General features: G+C 62.9%; 14 protein-coding genes. 8 read left to right on the top strand and 6 right to left on the bottom strand.

Annotated elements, in window-relative coordinates:
• Positions 1-86: 86 nt before the first annotated feature.
• Both ACP99_RS06745 and ACP99_RS06740 read right to left on the bottom strand, forming a co-directional pair.
• Positions 87-656, bottom strand: coding sequence for a metal-dependent hydrolase (locus ACP99_RS06745; RefSeq protein ID WP_049985869.1), 570 nt, complete (start codon positions 654-656; stop codon positions 87-89).
• On the bottom strand, positions 656-1,732 hold the full coding sequence (locus ACP99_RS06740; protein WP_049985868.1) for a DUF1616 domain-containing protein: 1,077 nt from the start codon (positions 1,730-1,732) through the stop codon (positions 656-658). The genes ACP99_RS06745 and ACP99_RS06740 overlap by 1 nt, the downstream gene beginning before the upstream one ends.
• A 428-nt stretch (positions 1,733-2,160) precedes the next feature.
• On the opposite strand from ACP99_RS06740, the gene ACP99_RS06735 reads away from it, so the two are divergent.
• Genes ACP99_RS06735 through ACP99_RS06720 form a run of 4 tightly spaced genes read left to right on the top strand, consistent with a single transcriptional unit; the run spans position 2,161 to position 6,491 of the window.
• Positions 2,161-2,742, top strand: a complete 582-nt coding sequence (locus ACP99_RS06735) for an acyltransferase (RefSeq protein WP_049985867.1) — start codon at positions 2,161-2,163, stop codon at positions 2,740-2,742.
• A complete protein-coding gene (locus ACP99_RS06730) occupies positions 2,739-4,127 on the top strand; it encodes a nucleotide sugar dehydrogenase (protein ID WP_049985866.1) in 1,389 nt (462 codons plus the stop codon). The genes ACP99_RS06735 and ACP99_RS06730 overlap by 4 nt, the downstream gene beginning before the upstream one ends.
• Positions 4,120-5,406, top strand: coding sequence for a nucleotide sugar dehydrogenase (locus ACP99_RS06725; protein ID WP_049985865.1), 1,287 nt, complete (start codon positions 4,120-4,122; stop codon positions 5,404-5,406). Before ACP99_RS06730 ends, ACP99_RS06725 begins: the two co-directional genes overlap by 8 nt.
• A gap of 8 nt (positions 5,407-5,414) precedes the next feature.
• Positions 5,415-6,491 carry a DUF354 domain-containing protein gene (locus ACP99_RS06720; RefSeq protein WP_049986178.1) on the top strand — a complete coding sequence of 359 codons (1,077 nt, stop codon included), beginning with the start codon at positions 5,415-5,417 and terminating at the stop codon, positions 6,489-6,491.
• Positions 6,492-6,583: 92 nt separating this feature from the next.
• Here ACP99_RS06720 and ACP99_RS06715 read toward each other — a convergent pair whose 3' ends face one another.
• On the bottom strand, positions 6,584-7,195 hold the full coding sequence (locus tag ACP99_RS06715; RefSeq protein WP_081927214.1) for a class I SAM-dependent methyltransferase: 612 nt from the start codon (positions 7,193-7,195) through the stop codon (positions 6,584-6,586).
• 215 nt (positions 7,196-7,410) lie between these two features.
• Here ACP99_RS06715 and ACP99_RS06710 point away from each other — a divergent pair, with 215 nt between their 5' ends.
• Positions 7,411-8,514 (top strand): ATP-grasp domain-containing protein, encoded by a 1,104-nt coding sequence (locus tag ACP99_RS06710; protein ID WP_231554230.1) that lies wholly within the window; start codon positions 7,411-7,413, stop codon positions 8,512-8,514.
• 52 nt (positions 8,515-8,566) lie between these two features.
• Positions 8,567-10,531 (top strand): hypothetical protein, encoded by a 1,965-nt coding sequence (locus tag ACP99_RS06705; protein ID WP_049985864.1) that lies wholly within the window; start codon positions 8,567-8,569, stop codon positions 10,529-10,531.
• A gap of 297 nt (positions 10,532-10,828) precedes the next feature.
• Here the strand turns inward: ACP99_RS06705 and ACP99_RS06700 are convergent, their stop codons facing one another.
• A complete protein-coding gene (locus tag ACP99_RS06700; RefSeq protein ID WP_049985863.1) occupies positions 10,829-11,851 on the bottom strand; it encodes a DsbA family protein in 1,023 nt (340 codons plus the stop codon).
• Positions 11,852-12,203: 352 nt separating this feature from the next.
• Between ACP99_RS06700 and glmS the strand changes: the two genes are divergently transcribed.
• Both glmS and ACP99_RS06690 read left to right on the top strand, forming a co-directional pair.
• Entirely contained in the window at positions 12,204-14,012 is a 1,809-nt protein-coding gene (gene glmS, locus ACP99_RS06695; protein ID WP_049985862.1) for a glutamine--fructose-6-phosphate transaminase (isomerizing), read from the top strand.
• Between the two features lie 30 nt (positions 14,013-14,042).
• Complete coding sequence (locus ACP99_RS06690; protein WP_049985861.1) at positions 14,043-15,752, top strand: asparagine synthase-related protein; 1,710 nt, start codon at positions 14,043-14,045, stop codon at positions 15,750-15,752.
• A 277-nt stretch (positions 15,753-16,029) separates the two neighbouring features.
• Here the strand turns inward: ACP99_RS06690 and ACP99_RS06685 are convergent, their stop codons facing one another.
• On the bottom strand, positions 16,030-17,421 hold the full coding sequence (locus ACP99_RS06685; RefSeq protein ID WP_049985860.1) for an ATP-binding response regulator: 1,392 nt from the start codon (positions 17,419-17,421) through the stop codon (positions 16,030-16,032).
• Between the two features lie 192 nt (positions 17,422-17,613).
• Positions 17,614-18,285 (bottom strand): helix-turn-helix domain-containing protein, encoded by a 672-nt coding sequence (locus ACP99_RS06680; RefSeq protein WP_049985859.1) that lies wholly within the window; start codon positions 18,283-18,285, stop codon positions 17,614-17,616.
• Positions 18,286-18,409: the final 124 nt, after the last annotated feature.

Below are 18,409 nucleotides of genomic sequence, written 5' to 3'. Positions count from 1 at the left end.
ATTCTGAATTTAGTTAGCTTTTCCGCTGATTATAACCTCGGCTCACTCGGGGAGCATCGACAGGAGAAACGAGCGGACGGGCTTGATTACTCGGCGAATTGCACGTTTCGCCGTGCCCACCGGATCCCCGGCATCCCGTCCATAACCCAGCGAACCGCGACGACGAGGAAGATAGCGAGGTATCCGAGCACTAGTCCGACGTTCTCCGTGTGCATCATCTGCAGGAGGAACGTTCCGAAGTACTCGGTGAACCGCTCGAAGAACCCGAGATCGCTCTCGTACGGTGCTTGGGGGATGAGCGGCCAGAGGGTTCGCGCGACGTTCGGGCCGTTCGCGCGGAGGGCGAGCACGTCGGCGAACAGGTGGGACCCGTACCCCACGAGGGCGGCGACGGCGACTCGCGTCCTGCCGCGCGTCCACAGCACGGCCGCAACTCCGAGCGCGACCGGTCCGGCGACGAGCAGGGAGTGAGCCGGCCCGTACCCCGTGGCGACGAGTCCGAACGTCCACGAGAGCGGCTTGTCGACGAGGTCCGGCAGTTGCGTCGCCACCGCGAGAGCGAGGCCGGTTCCGTCGTTGATGGGGCGTCCCCAGACGAGGCCGTTCAGCACCGAATACAGCACGTAGCCGAAGACGAGGTGCTCCCACGGCCACATCAGGCGACCGTCCCCCCGCCCGACGACTGCCGCTGGAATTGCGTGGGATCGTCACCGCCGACTGAGACGACGAGTTGGACGGTTCGGTACGCGCTCTCGCGGTCAGCGTTCTCGGGTGCCTCGCCCTCGTAGACGTGGAAGACCAGCCTGAGTCCGTCTCCGGACATCGTCGGCTGCACCTCGCGATCGAGATACGCCGTCTCTCCGTCCTCGACCGTGTGCCGCGTCCGCGAGAGTTCCTCTTCCTCCGCGACTTGCGTTCCGTTCGCCGTCTGCTCCGTTCGCTGGAGCTCGGTGACGACGGTGTACGTCGTCGGCTCCTGCTCGTGACTCTCCAGTGCGAGGGTGTACTCCGTCGTCTCGCCTTGGGAGAGCTGTCTCGGGTAGTCGCTCGCGGTGTATCCGGTCTCGTTTTCCGTCACGAGGTACGCTTCGGTGAACTCGGCGTCGGGGTCCTGGGTCTCGACCATCGCGAACCCGACGCTGCTGAGGAACACGAGGAGGCTCAGGACCACCAGCGCGTTGACCACGAGGGGGACCGGTGAACGCCGTGCCGCCGAAAGCGAGGAGCTCTGTCCGCCACTGGACGAGGATACGGCTCCGAAGACCGACGAAAGCGCGGGGAGACCGGCACGGACGTCCGAGGGGAGCGACGCGCGACGAGCGAAGGCGACGGCGGTGAGGACGACCGTCAGGACGAACACGCCAAACCCCACGACAGCGGCGTCGAACCCGCGACCGAGCGCGTTCGTGAGCAGGGCGACGCCGGCGACGAGCGCGAGGCTCGCAGTGGCCGAGAGGATCAGTCGAACCGAGTACAGGAGCCCGGCCGTGTGTCGCGCCGGGCGGGTCAGCGAGAGGTCGGGCCCGAGTCGGTCCGAATCCACCTCCGACCGTCTCTCCGGGAAGATCACCGCCAACAGCGCGTACCCGGGGTAGAGGACGATCAAGGGCACGACGAACAGACTCCGGACGAGCGATCCCTCGATACCTAAGAGCACCACCGCGAGGGCGGCGATCGCCCCCGCGACGACGAGTAGTAAGTCGAGTGTCCACCGGCGGTGAGACGACGTCATCGCCTGCGGCTTTCGCTTCTGCCCCCAAAAATGGAGGAGACTGTTCACGCCGGAATATCCGGCTTATCGGGCCTTATACGACTGCTAAGCAGATTCTGAACCGCCCGGACACTGCCTCTCGTCGCAGATAGTTCGAAAATTCGGAGAGTCGAGGTGAGAGAAACGTCGGTGGCACACACTATCACATAGCCAAACGGCGCGCTGGACCCACCAAGAGGCCGCTTACCGTCCAGATAATAATGGCCGTCTCGCGTGACCTGCCTGCTGAACCGCGGGTCACATCGGCCCGCGTGTGATCACCGTATGCGCACCAAAACGAAAATTCTCGCGTCATTCCTCGCACTGTTCCTGCTCGTCATCGTTCCCCGACTGGTCGGCGGTACGACTCCACCAGACGAGGTGGAGACGACTGTAGAGGGCTCGTCCGCATGAACACGTACGTCACGGGGACCGGCTGCGAGATCGACGAAGACGTCACGATCGGGTATCCGGCGGGAGACGATCCCGGTCAGACCGTCATCGGCGACGACGCCCGCATCCGCTCGGGGACGATCGTGTACAGCGACGTAGACATCGGAGACGGGTTCACCACCGGACACAACGCGCTCGTTCGGGAGGATACCCGAATCGGCGACGACGTCGTCGTCGGGACCGACACGGTCGTCGACGGGACGTCCGTCGTCGGCTCCAACGTGAGCCTCCAGAGCCGCGTCTACGTGCCCACGAACACGTACGTGGGCAGCGACGTGTTCGTGGGTCCCGGCGCGGTCCTCACGAACGACCCGTACCCGGTCAGGCGGGACGTCGACCTGTCGGGACCGACGCTCGAAGACGGCGTCTCGATCGGCGGGAACGCGACGGTGCTCCCCGACGTGACCGTCGGCGAGGGTTCGTTCGTCGCCGCCGGTGCCGTCGTCACCGACGACGTCCCGGCGGGGACCCTCGCAGTCGGCGTACCGGCAGAACATCGCCCGCTACCGGCCGCGCTCAGCGGAGAGAACGCGATATGAGCTCGAAATCCACCATCAGAGCAGTCTACGGATCCACGCGACCCGAAGACGAACAGATCGACGCACTGACGTCGGGACAGGTACCCGTCGGCGTCTACGGCCTCGGCAAGATGGGACTTCCCCTCGCCTCGGTCTACGCCGAGACCACGGGGAACGTGATCGGCGCGGACGTCGATCCAGACGTCGTCCGAGAGGTCAACGCCGGTCGCAGTCACGTCGTCGGCGAGCCGGGACTGGACGACCTCGTCGAGGAACAGGTCGAACGAGGGTCGCTCGTCGCCGACACCGATCCCGACGACGTCGCAGCGGAGACGAGCGTCCACGTGGTTATCGTCCCGACGCTCATCGACGACCGCGGCCGCCCCGACCTCTCGATAATCGAGGCGGTGACGGAGAGCATCGCACGGGGGCTCGAGGAGGGCGACCTCGTCGTCTTCGAGTCGACGCTCCCCCCGCGGACCTGCGCCGACGAACTGCTGCCGAAGCTCGAAGCCGAGAGCGGCCTCTCGCTCGGAGAGTTCGGGCTCGCGTTCTGCCCAGAACGGACCTCCTCCGGCCGGGCGTTGGAAGACATCCGGGGCGCGTACCCGAAGGTCGTCGGCGGCGCGGACGCCGAAAGCACACGCGCCGCGGCGCTCGTCTACGAGCAGATCAGCTCGAACGAGGTCATAACCGTCTCTGACACCACGACCGCGGAGGCGGTCAAGGTCTTCGAGGGCATCTACCGCGACGTCAACATCGCGCTCGCGAACGAACTCGCGAACCACGCCGACGAGTTCGAGGTCGACGTCACGGAAGCGATCGACGTCGCCAACACGCAGCCGTTCTGCGACATCCACGCGCCCGGCGCGGGCGTCGGCGGGCACTGCATCCCGTACTATCCGAAGTTCCTCATCGAGCGGTTCGACGCGGAGTCGTCGCTCATGGAGACGGCCCGCGAGATCAACGACGAGATGCCGCACGTCACCGCGCAGGCGGCGCTCGACAGACTGGAGGCGCAGGGCGTCGCCCCCGCGGATGCGACCGTCTTGGTCCTCGGATTGGCCTACCGAGCCGGCGTCGAAGAGATCCGAAAGACGCCGGCGCTGCCGATCGTCGAACACCTCGACGACGCCGGTGCCGACGTCGTCGCCACCGACCCCATCCTCGACGACACCGCCGACTTCGAGAACGCCGGCGCGACGGTCCTCGACGACCCGAACGGCGACGACCTGTCCGTCGACGCCGTGCTTCTCGTGACCGCTCACGACTCGTTCGACGGCCTCGACGTTCCGGCGCTCGGCGACGGCGAACGCCCGGTCGTGCTCGTCGACGGCCGCCAGGCAGCGACGGAGTACCGAGACGACGAGGACGTCGTCTACGAGGGGATCGGCCTCTATGACTGAGACAGTCTGCGTCGTGGGGCTCGGGTACGTCGGCCTCCCGCTGGCGGTCGAGTTCGATCGCGCGGGGAAGGAAGTGATCGGCTACGACGTCGACGCGGGGAAAATCGACGAACTCGCGTCCGGAACCGACCCGACCGGCGACCTCACCGACGACCGCGTCGCCGCTTCCGAGGTGTTCTTCACTGCGGACCCCTCGCACGTCTCTGATGCGGACTTCGTCGTCGTGACGGTCCCGACGCCGGTCGACAGCATGGAGAACCCCGACCTCCGGTTCGTCGAATCGGCGGCCGAGACCATCGGGGAGTACATCGCACCCGGAGCGACCGTCGTGCTCGAATCCACCGTCTACCCCGGTGCGACCGAGTCCGTCCTCGTTCCCGAACTCGAAGCCGCGTCCGGCTACACCGTCGGCGAGGACATCTTCGTCGGCTACTCGCCGGAGCGCGCCTCGCCGGGAGACGCCGGACGAAAGGTCCGGGACGTGGTCAAAGTGGTCGGTGCGAACTCCGAGTCGGTCCGCGACGACCTCGCGGCGCTCTACGGGGACATCGTCGACGCGGGCATCCACAGAGCGCCCGACATCGAGACCGCAGAGGCGTCGAAGGTCATCGAAAACGTCCAGCGGGACATGAACATCGCCCTCGTCAACGAACTGGCCATCGCGTGCGACCACATGGGACTGACGACGGAGGACGTGCTCGAAGCCGCCGGGACGAAGTGGAACTTCCACGACGGCTACTCACCGGGATTCGTCGGGGGACACTGCATCCCGGTCGACCCGTTCTACCTCACGTACCGCGCCAAGCGCGAGGGCTTCTCGCCGAAGCTCGTGTTGCAGGCCCGCGAGATCAACGAGTACGTTCCCGTCCACGCGGCGCGAAAGGCGGTCAAGACGATCAACGAGTCCGGCCGCGTCCTGAAGGACACGCGGCTCCTGATCCTCGGGCTGGCCTACAAGCCCGGGGTCGGTGACATCCGCAGCTCCAACGTCGGGACGATGATCGACGAACTCGGCGAGTACGACGTCGAATGCGTGGGGTACGACCCGCACGCCGAACCCGCCGACTCACGGGAGGTATTCGACATCGACGTGGTCGAAGCGGTCGACTTCGAGGCGTACGACGGCGTCGTCGTCTCGACGGCACACGAGTCCTTCGGCGACTACGACCTCGAATCGATGGCCGCCTCCCTCGGCCCTGACCCCGTGATGGTCGACGTGGCCGACGTGTTCGACGCTGACGCGGCGACAGAACAGGGGTTCCACTACGCCCAGTTGTGAGTGTGACGATGGACATCCTCATCACGATCCAGCACCCGGCGCACGTGCACTTCTTCAAGCACGCCATCGACGAGTTCGAGGCGCGCGGCCACGAGGTGTACGTCCGCGCCCTCGATAAGGACGTCTCGGTGTCGCTCCTCGAAGAGTACGACATCGAGCACGAGGTCATCGGCTCGCCGGGCGAGTCGTTGCCCGCACTCGCGCTCTCGGCGCTCTCGATCGAATACCGCCTCTACCGCGAGGCGAGGCGGATCGAACCGGACGTGATAACGACCATCGGCGGCTTCTACGCCGCCCACGTCGCGCGGCTGATCGGCACGGACTGCGTCGTGTTCACGGACACCGAGCACGCGACGCTCTCGAACGCGCTGACGTTCCCCTTCGCCGACGAGGTCGCGACGCCGGAGTGCTACCGCGAGGACGCCGGAGCGAACCAGTACCGCTATCCGAGCTATCACGAACTCGCGTACCTACACCCGGACCGGTTCGAGCCGGATCCGTCGGCGCTCGACGGACTGCCGGTCGGCCCCGACGACACCTACGCGGTCGTTCGGCTGGTCAGTTGGGGCGCGGCGCACGACGTCGGCGACGAGGGGATCGACGGCCTCTCGGCGCTGATCGACCGCCTCGAACGCGGGGGTGCGACGGTGTTGATCTCGGCCGAAGGCGACGCGCTTCCGCCGGAACTCCGCGGGTACGCACTCGACGTCGCCCCGCACCTCATCCACCACGTCCTCGCGTACGCCGACCTGTTCGTCGGCGAGAGCGGGACGATGGCCGCCGAAAGCGCCGTCCTCGGAACCCCGACCGTGTACGTTCACAGCGCGGAACCGGGTCTGATGCAGGACTTGGAGAGCTACGGACTGCTGTTCGGATATCACGGGGACCGCCGAAACGAGCGTGCCGTGGACCGAGCGGACGACATCCTCCGGTCGACCGACGTCGACTGGGAGGAGCGACGGGGTCAGCTCCTCGAAGAGAGGGTCGACGCGACGGACGTCGTCGTCCGACGCGTGCTCACGGCCGCGCGTACGGTCGGCATACAGGAACAGCGCGTTCCCGCGACCGGGGCTCAGCGGTCCTAACCACGACGCCGAAACACCCGGTTTCGGACTGCTTTCCCTCATCACCCGGAGCCGACGGCGTTTTCGGGCTGTCGAGACGCCTCGACAGGGGGCTAAGCGCGCGACCACCCAGTCTCCGGATACGACTGCGTCCCGCCGTGGCTGTTGCGCGCGACGAGTTCCACGGTCGCCGAACGTCTTCCGTCCTGTCGGCCACTCGATTCCTCGTAGTACAGCACGGTGAGATCGAGGCAGGCACGGAGGAGTTCGTTCGAGCAAAACCGGTACCGGTCGGTACTCGGCCCCACCGTTGCCGGGGGGTCCGACCGGAGGTGGTGCTGATAGAACAGAAGCCCGCCGGATCGTAATGCTCCCTTAACGTCACTCAGTCGGTCGAGCGTTCGGAAGAAACTGATCGTCACCACGTCGTATCGCTCCTCGGGGTACTCGAACTGGGTCGCGTCCGCCCGTATCGGATTGAATCTCTCACCGACGTCCCGATCGGCCGCGTTCGACCTCGCGATTCGGAGTCCCTCGATGGACTGATCGAGCGCGTCGACCTCGTAGCCGCGTTCGGCGAGGAAGACAGCGTTGCGTCCCGTGCCACAGGCGACGTCGAGCGCCCGTCCGTCGGACACTTCGTCGACGTACTCGCGCAGGACCGGCGACGGATCGGGCTCGGACGGGTACTCGCCGCGGCGGTAGCGTTCGTCCCACGTGGTCATACGTCCACGACGGCGTCGTGGGCCTTGGTACTGTCCCCGCTGTCGATTCCGCTTCTGCTCCCAATTGTAGATGTTCAGCTCCGGAGGCGAGTCGGTAGTCTCGCAGCGGCGGTCGGAGACGACCGAGAAGCCACCGGTGCGATCGGCGGAATCCCGGGGGATTCGGGCGTTTATTGGCTTTATAATAAGGACAGTTTGGTGGCTACCTGACTTCGATGACACTGCTGGATACCGTTCGGCCCTCGATCCGCGACGGCGACGTGACCGTACTGGTGGCTGGCGTTGGGACGCTCGGGGCGTCGGGAATCCTCAAAGCCCTCCGACAGACCGACGCGTTCGACGCCCACATCGTCGGCGTCGACGCGAATCCGAACGCACGCGGGTTCAGTCTGGTCGACACGGCAGCGACCGTCTCGCAAGACGAACCCGAAGCCCTCGTCGCCGAGCTGTTCGAGATCGCTTGGCGAGAGAACGTGGACGTGGTCTTCCCGCTCGGAACCGAGTTCCTCCGGCCGCTCTCGGAGTCGAAACAGACCTTCGAGAGCGAAGGCATCCAGGTGATGGTCGCTGATCCGCGTGCCCTCGGGATCGCTCGGGACACGGGGCGCCTCTACGGAGAACTCGTCAAGCGGGGGCACCCCGCAACCCCCGAGTTCTACCGCGTCTCGACCCACGAAGAGTTCGTCGACGCAGTCCACGCGCTCGGGTATCCGGACCGTTGCGTCTGTTTCAAGCCCCCCACCAGCACCGACCTCTCCTGCCTGCACATCCTCGACCCGGAGATAGACCGGTTCAACGCCCTGCTGAACAAGCAGTCGAACAGCATCCGTACCACGTTAGACGGGGTATTGCCGGCGTTCGCCGAGACGGCGGAGTTTCCGGACCTCGTCGTGACAGAGGACCTCCGGGGGGAGAAGTACAGCGTCGACGCGTTGGTCCGGGCGGACGAGGAGCCGATTCTCGTCACTCGGCTGCACACCGAGACCGACGAGAACCGGTCGTTCACCGGAACCGTCGAGGAGGATTTCGAGCTGATGGAGTATTCCCGGGAAATCTGCGACCTGGTCGGGCTGGAGTACAACGCCACGCTTCGGTTCAAGCGTAGCGCCGACGGGACGCCGAAACTCCTCGGGATCCACCCCCGGATATCGAAGAGCATCACCGCCTGCGTCGGAGCGGGAGCGAACATACCCGCACTCAGCGTGCAGTACGCCCTCGGCCGCGAACTCCCGGACGTCGACGTCGAGTGGGGGACGCACGTCACGCGCGACTGGCAGGACGTGTTCTACGGGCCGGACCGGGAGCCGAGTACGATCTGATTGAGCCGCCGGGCCGCTCCCGAAACGGCTCGACGGCCACCTATCTCACGAGATGAATCCGATATCATCCGCCTACGATCGGTTGCAACGCGCAGAGTTGGACGTACTCGCCGCAGTTGTCGGACTCGCGCTCGCGCTCGCGCTGTTCCCGCTCCGGTTCCTGTCGTCACAGATATTCATCGTGACGCTCCCGGTGATCCTCGGGGTCGCGTGTCTGTTGTACCTCGCCGCAGCGCGCGGAACGGGGACGACGAACGGGCTGCCGACGGTGACGCCCTCGGTCAGTCGACTCCTCTCGGTCGGCGTCTTCCTCGGCCTCGCTGTGATGGTCGCGCTCGCCGCCCTCCAGGGCAGCCGGACAGTCCTGTTTATGGACATCGGGGGCGTCGTCGGCGTGGTCCTGCTGTTGCAGATTCTGCTCTCCCCCGACGAGGAACTGCGGCCGACGGTGTATCTCGCCCAGTTGCTGACGTACTCTTTCGTCGTCCGCTTCGCCGCCCTTTACACCGCACCGGGGTACATCGGTATCGATATCTGGTCGCACACGACCTTCGTGGAGTCGATACTGCAGACCGGATCGCTGTCTGCGATCGACGACATCAAGTACTTCGCCTCGCCGCTGTTCCACCTGCTCGCCGTGGCGGCGACGAATCTATTGGACCTGTCTCTCAGAAACGGCCTGTACCTCTCTCTGGGACTCGTGATGCCGCTCGCGCCGCTCTTCGTCTACGGGACGGCGCGGCTGCTGATTCCCGTGCGCTGGTCCCTCGCCGCGGGAGCGCTCTACGCGATGGGGGATCAGGTGATCCGCTGGGGGATCCACCTCATCCCGACGAGCCTCGGGCTCCTGTTCTTCCTCGCGTGTCTGTACTGTCTCGTCCGGATTACGCACGCGAGCGAGCGGTGGCGCGACTTCGGGCTGCTGGTCCTGTTCAGCAGCGCGGTGATCCTCACCCACCAGATTTCGTCGTTCATTATGCTGGTGCTCCTGTTCTCCGGGTTGCTCGCGCAAGTCCTGCTTCGGTTCGACTTCTTTTCGGCAGAGCCGAACCCCCTGTCGTTCATCGGTGGAGGTTCCAACCCGGTGAACCTGGGCGGACTCGTCGTCTTCAACCTCGGCCTCATCGTGTTCACGTGGTCGTTGACGCCCTACAAGGGAGAGACCTTCCTCGAGACGGTGCTCAACTACCTCTACATCAACCTGTTCAACGCTGGCTTCCTGAGCGGCGTCAGCGGGAGCGGGGGGTCGGCCGGCGCGTCGGGTGCGACGGGATCCGCCGGACAGACGTTCCTCTCGCAGCTGTCCACGTACGTCACAGAGGCCGGATTCCTCCTGCTGATCTTCGCCGCAGTCCTCGGGTGTCTCACCGTCCTCAAGCGTTCACGGGCGACGCAGACGACGTACACCATCCTCGGCTCCATCGTCGTTATGCTGTTCGTCATCCTCGGACTGCCCCTGTTCGGTATCGAGAGCTTCGTACCGGGTCGCTGGATCGCGTTCCTGTACGCGCTGTTGGCGATCGTCGGCGCGCTCGGATTCCGTCACCTCGCGAACCGGACCTCGCTCAAGGTCGTCGGCGCGGTCTTGCTCGTATTCGTGCTCGTCTACCCGAATGTGATGATCATGTCGAACGACGGGGCGATGGACAGCCCAGCCTTCCCGAACCAACACGAGCGGTTGTCCTACACCGAACAGGAACTCGCCGCAGTGGAGACGTTCGGGACTGTTCGGCCCGCCGGACAGGGCGGAGAGCTCTACACCGACCTCCCGTACGGGACCGTGTGGGAGCGGACGAACGCCTACCCCGCCGAGCCATTACCGGCCGAAGGGGGACGCCCAGTCCCCCAAGGGATAAGCGCCTACCGGGAGTACCAATCCGAGAGCGCGTCGTACTTCCCAAACGAGCAGGACGTCACCCAGAACCTCAATCCCACGAAGAGCGAGGTCTGCCCGACGACGACCAACCACGTCTACGCGAACGGCGAGGTCACGATCTGTACGCTCCCCGGAGCCTGATACTGATCGCCGGAGCTAGTATCGGTGCTCACCACTCCTGGTCCCGGTGAGCGCCGGAACGAGACGACAATCGATATGCGGGGATCGGCCGTCACGGTTCGCTGAAAACCGAGCGTACGCTGAACCGCTCCGGTCGCGAGGCGAAGACGACGACCGACAGCGTGATCGGTTCCATCGCCCCGGCCCGCTTTTCGGTCTAGACGCGAGAAGGGCAGCGTCGCTGATGCGAACGGTCGCGGCGTAGAAACTGATCGACGTGTGCGAAACGTCCGGTTCGAGCCTCTGGAGTACGCCCAGTTACGTCACCGAGATCGAAAACGTCGACGACTCGTCGGAGTCCGACCCATCGGAGTCTACCCCGTCGGAGCCCGACCCATCTGAATCTGAACCGTCCGCATCGTCTCCGTCGTCCTCGTCGTCCGTATCCCGGTCGTCGCTGTCGGACGGGCTCCCATCGGATGAATCGTCGGACGTGTCGGAGTCGAACGACCCATCACCCGTTTCCGACTCCCCGTTCGCCGCGCGCTCGAACTGCGCCCGCGTCGCCTCGGGGTCCACCGTCGGTGCGGTCACGTCCCCGTCGTAAACGACGCGGGGGACGGTGCTGATACCGATCTCCTCGGCCCTGTCGGCGGACGTCTGCACGTCCCCGGTGTAGGTGCGGTCTCGAATCGCCTGCCGGATGCGGTCGACCCGTTCTACGCCTGCCTGCTCTGCGAACCGAACGAGGGTGTCGGTGGACGCCCACTCGTACCGCTCCTGGGGTTGGTTGGCGAAGACGTACGAGAGGTACGTCCAAAACGACCCGGGGTCAACGTTCCACACGGCGAGACCGGCCTCGCTCGCCCGCGGCGCGTCCGAACCGAGGTAGGGCTCTCCATCGAGATAGGCGACGTTGCGGAGTTCGATCGAGACGTCACCAGTGGTGACGAAGTCGTCGATCAGGACGCCCAGTTGCCCCCTGACGAACTCTTGGGTGTACGGGCACTTCCAGTTCCCGTAGAGCGTGAGAGTCTCCTCAGCCGTTCCGATGGTCGGGTAGCGCGGGTTCGTCGATCCGTCTGGTATCGGATCCGACGGGAACTCGAAGTCCGGTTCGTCGATGGTCTGTGGGTGGACTTCGGTCGACGCGTCGTCACTCGTCCGATCGGAACTGGCGTTCGCCGTCCGTTCGGTCGACCGCTCGGTTCCCGATCCCGTCTGTCGGTTCGGATCGGAGTTCGCCTCCTGCGCGATGCTCGCACAGCCGCTGACTGATGCGATAGCTGCGGCACCGGTCAGGCTGAGCACTCGTCGTCTGTCTACTTCTCTGTCACCCATACGACACAGACCGGCCGTAACGGCCATTATTATCGGGCCGGTAAGAGATCGTCTCGCGGTTATCCACCGTTGGCCGATGACTAAACCGGGCGATCAGCGCGATCACCCGAGACCGTCGGGACCGAACCGCTGCGGGCCGAATATCGTCGGCTCTCCGAGCGTGCGTCTCCTTAGCGCGTCTATAGTAATGCCCGTGTCTCTGCATTGGATTCCGTAGGGGCAACTCGTCCCCGCAGCCACCCAACAATGAGACAACAGACACACGCTTCGAGGGAGACGAACACCTCCGTATCGGACGCGCACAACGCGGTTCTGACTGCCGACGGCAGCCGCCATCTGGAGGTGTGTTGAGATGTGCGGTATCATCGCACACGTGGGGGATCGAGAAGCGCTCGACCCGCTCGTAACCGGGCTCGAGAAGCTCGAATACCGGGGATACGACTCCGCCGGGATCGCCGTGAAGAACGGACACGGCCTGGACGTCTGGAAGTGCTCCGGGCAGGTGTCGGACCTGAAGCGGACTATCGACACCGTCGAGTCTAACGCGACGCTCGGTATCGGTCACACCAGATGGAGTACGCACGGACCACCGACCGACGAGAACGCACATCCGCACACGGACGATTCGGACCGCGTCGCTGCGGTTCACAACGGCATCATCGAGAACTACGAGACGCTCAAAGAGAAGCTCTCCGAGGACGGTTACGAGTTCACGAGCGACACGGACACCGAAGTCATTCCGAACCTCATCAGCTACTACCTCGATCGCGGGAACGAACCGCTGGCCGCCTTCGAGCACGCGGTGAGTGACCTAGACGGAAGCTACGCGATCGCGACCGTCATCGAAGGGAGCGATTCCATCTTCGCCGCCCGGCAGGGATCGCCGCTCGTGCTCGGTCTCGAAGAGGACAATTACTATTTGGCGAGCGACGTGCCGGCGTTCCTCGGTCAGACGGACACCGTTCTCTACCTCGACGACGGCGACGTCCTCGAGGTCCGTTCTGACGGCGTCGAAATCATCGACGAGGAGGGACACTTGGCACAACGAGAGGTCGAGCAGGTCGACTGGCAGCCCGGCGAGACCGAGAAGGCGCAGTTCGATCACTACATGCTCAAGGAGATCCACAACCAACCGGAATCGCTCCAAAAGACGCTCGAAGGGCGTTTCGACCGCGATCGCGGCGAGATCGACCTCGACTTAGAGATCGACCTCTCCGGGGTCGAGTCCGTCCAACTCGTTGCCTGCGGCACCTCCTACCACGCTGCGATGTTCGGCGCGAGCCTGCTGAACCAGTGCGGCGTTTCAGCGCGGGCCATTCGCGCGAGCGAGTACGACGTCTCCGCCGGCACTCCGTCGGAGGAGACGCTCTGTATCGCCGTCACACAGAGCGGGGAGACAGCCGATACGCTCACTGCACTGAAGCGCGCGAAGAAGGCAGGTGCCACTAGCCTCGCGGTGACGAACGTCGTCCAGTCGTCGGCCGCACGCGAGGCGGACGAACCGATCTACATCCGCGCCGGCCCCGAGATCGGCGTCGCGGCGACGAAGACGTTCTCCTCGCAGGCGGTGACGCTCACCCTCCTGAGTCAGTACCTCGCCGAGATCACCGACGGCGGAGAACCGCTGGACACCCTCGAAGAACTCGTCTCGGACCTGTCCGAACTCTCCGACGCCGTCGAACAGGTGCTTCAGACGAGCGGCGCCGAGCGCCTCTCGCGAACGTACCTCAACGAGAAGGCGTACTTCTTCATCGGACGGGGACTCGGCTGCTCCGTCGCGAAGGAGGGCGCACTCAAGTTCAAAGAGGTGACCTACGAGCACGCGGAGGGGTTCGCGTCTGGCGAACTCAAGCACGGCCCGCTGGCACTCGTCACCGAACGAACCCCGGTGTTCACAATTTGTGTGGACGACAGCCAAAAGACGGTGACGAACGCCGAAGAGGCGAAGACCCGAGGTGCGCCCATCGTCGCGGTCTGTCCGCCGGACCACGAAGTCGTGGACACGGCCGACGAACACCTCTACGTCCCGGATATGCATCCGGTCTGTTCGTACCTCCTCGCGAACGTCCAGTTGCAGTTGCTCTCGTACTACAGCGCCACGGAACTGGACCGCGCGATCGACAAGCCGCGTAACCTCGCCAAGAGCGTGACCGTCGAATAACGAGACTCCACTGAACAGCACCCGCATATAATGAACAAAGAACTGTTTGGCGTTCTCGACGGCGACGGAGCGTTCGACGAACTCGTCTCTAGGTCGAGTTTCGACTGGGTCACCGACGGCGAGCGCGCCACCGTCGCCATCCGGGATCCCGCGCTCGGGTTCCCCGGACGTTCTGCGACATACCGAGACGAGCGAGGTCACTGCGTGCTCTGGGGCGAGGTGTATCCTCCAGACGGCGTCACCGTCTCCGCAGCCGAATACACGCTCGAAAGGTACACTGCAGTCGGGACCGATGCGTTCGCGGAACTCAACGGATCGTTCCTCGTATTCATCGAGTGCGACGACGACGTCGTCGTCGCGACTGATCCCGTCAGGTCGTGGCAGTGTTTCTATACGGACACCGACGAGGGACGCGTGTTCGGGACGAACCCACACCGCGTGCTCTCGGCCGCGTCGGACTCCACCGTCGACACCCGCGGCGTCCTGGAATACGTCCACATGGGAGTCGTCGTTGGTGATCGGACGGTGTACAACAGCCTCAAGAACGTCCCGTTCGACGGGTACATCACCGCCGACGACGCCGGGACGCTCTCCCGGTTCGTCTACGATCCCGCGGACCCCGATGAGTTCGATTACGTCGACGAACTCGCCTCGCGTCTCGAACGTGCGATCGGGCGGAGGACGAAAAATCCCGGCTCGCACGGCGTCCTTCTCAGCGGTGGGTACGACTCGCGAGCGCTCGTCGCTCAACACCCGGATATGGACGTCTGTTACACGCTCGGCTCGCCGGGTCACCCCGAGGTGGAAGTAGCCGAGCGGATCGCGCACCAGTACGGCGCAGAGCACGAAACGCTGGTGGCGAACGACGAGTATCTCAACGTGGACAAAGACGTCATCGAGTACTCGCTCGGGACCAGGGAGTCGATTCACATCCACCACGCCGGGTGTGACGAGAAGATGACGGTCGACACCATCTTCCACGGACTGCTCTTCGATACGTTCCTCCGCGGCCACTTCCTGCCGCGTAACGTCGTCGACGTCTTCGGCAACAAATTTCCGCTGGACGGACTCGACCCCGATCCGAACCCGACGGAGGTGTTGTCCTCGAAGTTCGGCTACCACCCGGCGTGCGATCACGTCTTCCCCGAGTGTTACGACGAGTTCGACACCAGTATGGACTTCATCCGCGACGTCGTCTCCGAACAGTTAGAGCGGTGGTCCGACCGGTACGACAACGTCTACGACAGCATCGCACTCGTCGGGATCCAGAACCAGCCGTCGGTCCCGTTGCACTTCGAGTTGGCCGACAACTACGTCGAATCGTTCGTCGCCGTGGACGCCGAACTCCTGGAGTGGCACCTGAAGACGCCCCCGGAGAAACGAAACACGGAGACGATGAAGCGAGCGATGCGGAAACTCAATCCGAACATCTTCCGCCATCAACCACCGGACAGGCCACACCACTCCTTCCGGAAGAACCAGATCGAGAAGTTCCTCCGAAAGAAGGTACCCGGACTCGAACCGTTCAGCTCGCCGTGGCCCGATATGGAGGCGCAGTACGAACAGAACGAACTCGACCGCAAACTGTTCCCGAAGTATCCGGGCATCCACGACCTACCGGTCAGAGTGAAGCTCCGAATCAACGACATTACGACGTGGATGAACGCCGCCTCCGACGAGAACGCGTTCACTCCGAACGACGTACTGTGTCCGCGGTCGAGACTCCCGATAGACATTTGATCCAGACCGCTCTAGGGAGTCACTCGACCCTCGGCTTCGATCGGTGGAGCTCGCAATAGGGGGCGGGAACCAGCGCGAGTTTATTTCGAAGACATCCGATCTCACCAGTAAATCAGCCACTCGGCTAAAAACGCCGTAGTGGCATTCCTCTGGTTACGGATTCTTCGCGCTGTACTTCTTATGGCACCCTCAATAAAGTACCCTTCAATGAATAGCTCCTGCCGACTGATGACACCTCAATTGTGCTTCAGTGCGGAGGAGATGTCAATGTCCGGTGCTACTCTTGGCTGTCCTCGAACTCGATCCCTGAGACCTCGAAGCGAGCCCCGCCAGCAGTGCTTTCAACGAGGTCAATCTTCCAGTGGTGATTCCGGACGATTCCCACCACGATCGAGAGTCCGAACCCGGGACTGTTCTGCTGTGTTGACATTCCCGACTCGAACACGGAATCGCGTTGGCTTTCGGGGACCCCGGCTCCGTCATCGGCGATGAAGATCCCATCATCGCCAACTCGCCCAACACGAATCGTCGTCGCATCACCGTGATCGATTGCATTCCAGAAGAGGTTCTCAAATAACCGACGGAGTTCGCTTGCCTGTGCCTCGAACGTTACGTCGTCTTCAACGACCAGTTCCGTTGGCCCCGAAGAGACCGTTTCCCATGCGTGGTGAGCCGCTTCTTGGAGAGAAATAGAGACGGTTTCTAACTCTTCATTTCGGGCCAACCGAAGTAGTTCATCGATGAGGTTCCGCATCCGGTTGTGTGCTTCTGTAACTGCCTCCAGATGCTCGAAATCACCAGTCTCTTGGGCCAATTCGAGTCTCCCCTCAGCGACATTCAGTGGGTTTCGAAGATCGTGGGAGACGGTGCTTGCAAACGACTGGATGATGTGATTTCGGCGTTCGAGTTCGTCTTTCCGTTCGTTCTCTTGTGTCGTCTCGCGTGAATGGACGAACAGCAGGTCGTCTACCGGATACGCCCGAATTTCCGCCCAGTAATCGAAGGGTGGATAGTAGAGCTCGAAGTCTGTTGGGCGATTTTCTGCCATCGCAGCACGCAAGTTGCTGTACATCTCGGTGTTCGTTGCTTCCTCGAATACCTCCCAGAAGGTTTCACCCAGTATTTCCTCGCTGGAGATGCCTGTCCGCTCTGCAATCTGTTGGTTCCAGTACGTTACCGTCCAGTCGCTATCCAGAATATAAAAACCGTCCGTCTGTTCGTACAGTTCTACCAGTCGATCCCGAGCGATTCGGGCTCGCCGCTCAGATCGCCGTCGGTCCATCGAATTGTCGATTCGATTGGTGAGCTGCTCGTACACCTCGCTGCCTCCTTTCTGCACGTAGGAGGTGACGCCAGCCTCGATCGCTTTTGAGGCAACCTTTTCGCTCCCAGTTCCAGTGAACAGAATGAACGGCAGATTGGGGTAGTCCTCCCGGACTTCCCGGAGGAGTTCGATGCCATTCATTCCTGGCATCTTATAGTCGCTGATGATACAGTCGATTGGACGCTCCTGTACCCGCTCAAGTGCAGTCGCAGGGTCCGTCTCTGTGGTGACTTCCAGCCCGCTGTCCAACCGTTCTAGGTACGTAGATGTGAGTTCGAGTTGTTGGCTGTCATCATCAACACAGAGGACGGACACTTGCTCGGTATTCTGACCTGTCCCTGTCATACTTGGGCCCTTCCTACTGTCTAATCGACCGCTATTCCTGCTGCGTCCTGAGCTGTCAGCGTTCTCGGAGTTGTCTCGGTCGCCTGGACCAGAAGCATTGTCCCTTAGCACTGTTTCCAGAGTGCGGGGTACACATCCTTCCCACTAATAAGTAAAATGCTGGCTTACAGGTCAAGGTATTTTAATACTGCATCAGTCTGATCCGGATGGGTGGAGTGTCTGTTGGAGAATTTTCTGATTCCCTCGACGAAGGCGACCCGATACTGATTGTTTTGTGATGTCGAGTTCGTCGCCCAGTTCGGCGAGATCTGTCTGGCTTGGTGTCTCGAAGTATCCCCATTGAAGCGCCAGTGTCAGCGCTTCTCGCTCCTCTGGTGTGAGTCCGAAATTCCACCGACGAGTGCTATCTTCTGTGACTAGGTGTGTCCGCTCAACATCGATTGTGACTCCTGATTCACGTAGCACGTCGTGAAATTTCGTGAGACAGTCCCCGTCGACGAATCGCACGCGGAAGTTCCACGTTTGCTTTCCCCACGCGTCGAGTATTGTCGCTTCGGCTGTTTTGAGTGCCGTGAGCAAGCCATCATCACTGCAGTTTCCCCACTCAATCCGGTAGAGTGTCCCATCTTCCAGCCGGTCCAGTGAGTGCAGCTCTCGGACAAGGTCACTATCTCGGATCCTCTGTTCAAACTTGGATAGCACCTCGGTCAAGTCTTGGTTTGTGCTGGCCCATATGAACGGCATCACCTCAAGTCCAGTCGGAACGATTTGCTCCAATTCAAAGCTTAGGTCGCCCACAGTAGCGAGAACGCTCCCGAACGCAAATTCCTCGGCATCAATAGTAAATTCCAGAACGACACTCATAGGTCGTGCACGGAAGTATTTGATAAAAACATTCTTATCGGCACAAACTATTTTGAATAAAAACTTTTAGAATAAATTTCTGACAATTCCACAACTGCCACCGTATCGTCCGTCGAGGGATTTT

The sequence above is a fragment of the Halobellus rufus genome, from assembly GCF_000739575.1.
Taxonomy (GTDB): Archaea; Halobacteriota; Halobacteria; order Halobacteriales; family Haloferacaceae; genus Haloquadratum; species Haloquadratum rufum.
Note: the sequence above shows the minus strand (reverse complement) of the source record. Positions and strands in the feature narration are given on the sequence as shown.